Annotated in this window: 1 protein-coding gene; it reads right to left on the bottom strand. The window is 61.4% G+C overall.

Annotation, left to right across the window (positions count from 1 at the left end):
* Positions 1–1,290 (bottom strand): IS4 family transposase, encoded by a 1,290-nt coding sequence (locus AC0L2J_RS34710; protein ID WP_473395976.1) that lies wholly within the window; start codon positions 1,288–1,290, stop codon positions 1–3.
* Positions 1,291–1,488: the final 198 nt, after the last annotated feature.

Raw genomic sequence — 1,488 nt, 5'->3', positions numbered from 1 at the left:
CTAGGGCATGCACATATCTCTAAGGCTCCATCCTGCTGCAACGGCGTGGAAGTATTCGAGGCCGTTTTTGAAGGTGATGGGGCCGGGTGGCCTTGAGGATGGGTAACCGTCCCAGCCGCCGAGGCGGCCGATGATCCAGCCGGCCCAAGCGAGACTGTCGGGTGGATGCGGGTTCTTTAGTCGCTTGCTGCCGGCTTCGAGTTGCTGGTTGAGGGCAGCAAGCGCGCTGATCTCGCTGTCCTTGAAGACAGCAAGAACGGGCTGTTGAGTGCCATTGCGGGCCTGGAGAAGTTGGATCGTGATGACAGCCGCCTTGGCGGCGATAGCGACCAGCTTGAGGAGGCGATCGGATGTTCCGACCTGGCTGTCTTCGAGGTGGAAGCCTTGCGTTTTCAAGACGCGGAAGAACTGCTCGATGATCCAGCGCTGCTTGTACCATTGAACGATACGCCAGGCGTCCTTGACGCTGGCAATCTCGTGAGAGGTGAGAAGACGCCAGTGCAGCGGCTCTACGCCGGCCCCGGCATCGATCTCGCGCACGTCGACCACTGCCAACGGCAGGCTTTTCGGCAAATGGCGCAGGAACTTACTCTGTGGGCGGGCAAGCTCGATTGCACCAAAGCGGAGCTCGATCTGGGCTAGACGGGCTGGCCGCGCCGCGCGCGCAGGCAACTCGATCGCACGCCGATCCACCACGGCCATGGCATGGCTGGTCTCATACAAACCGGTGCGATCGGCAAGCTTGCGGTCATGCATACTGCGCGCGATGACATGGAAGTGCTGCTCAGTCGAACTGGCATAGAGGGCAAAGATATCGCTCTCGCGGTCACCCAGCACGGTGACCGCTGCGGCCTTGGCGAGCAGCGGTCTGGACGCAGCGACGGTGGATGTCCAGCGCCGCGATTCCTTGTCTGATAGTTCCCGGTCGTCGTGTGAGGTGGTGCGACGGCCCTCACGCGTCCAGATCTGCCCGCTCAAAAGTCCAAGACAGGTGCCATCGTCGGCATCCACCGCCAGTAGCGGATGCAGCAGCACGCCGTAATTATTGCCTTTGCCGATCTCCCCGAGCCCACGCCGGCGTTGCGCCGTGGTGTTGAAGTGGATCTCGCTGGTGTCCTGGATCGCCAGCACGTGGCGGCCCTCGACCGCCGTAACCGTGCCTTCGCCCCAGCTTTCGATGATCCGTTCCGCTGTCACCTTGGCCTGACCGAGAAAGCGGTTGAACCGCACCTCCAGCGCACGATTACCCCTGGAAAGCCGCCGCAGACACACCGTTTTGCCCGCGACCATGCGTTCGACGAGCGCCGCCCCCCTTTATCGAGACGACGATCCCCGAACCGGCCTAGCGTCCAGTCAATTTGCGACAACATCACCGCACCCCTAATCCCATCTGAGGTGCCTCAATAGAAATCACACGGTTTCACGATTCTGGAATCCCCAGATGCCGATCTGAGTCAATCCGCCGCACCAGATATGTGCATGCCCTAG

The organism is Bradyrhizobium sp. MV1.5 (assembly GCF_055807615.1).
This window is presented reverse-complemented; position numbering and strand designations above follow the sequence as displayed.

Bases quoted from the DNA above. Each gene is read 5' to 3' on its own strand.
- AC0L2J_RS34710 (WP_473395976.1), bottom strand. From the start codon at position 1,290: ATGGTCGCGGGCAAAACGGTGTGTCTGCGGCGGCTTTCCAGGGGTAAT.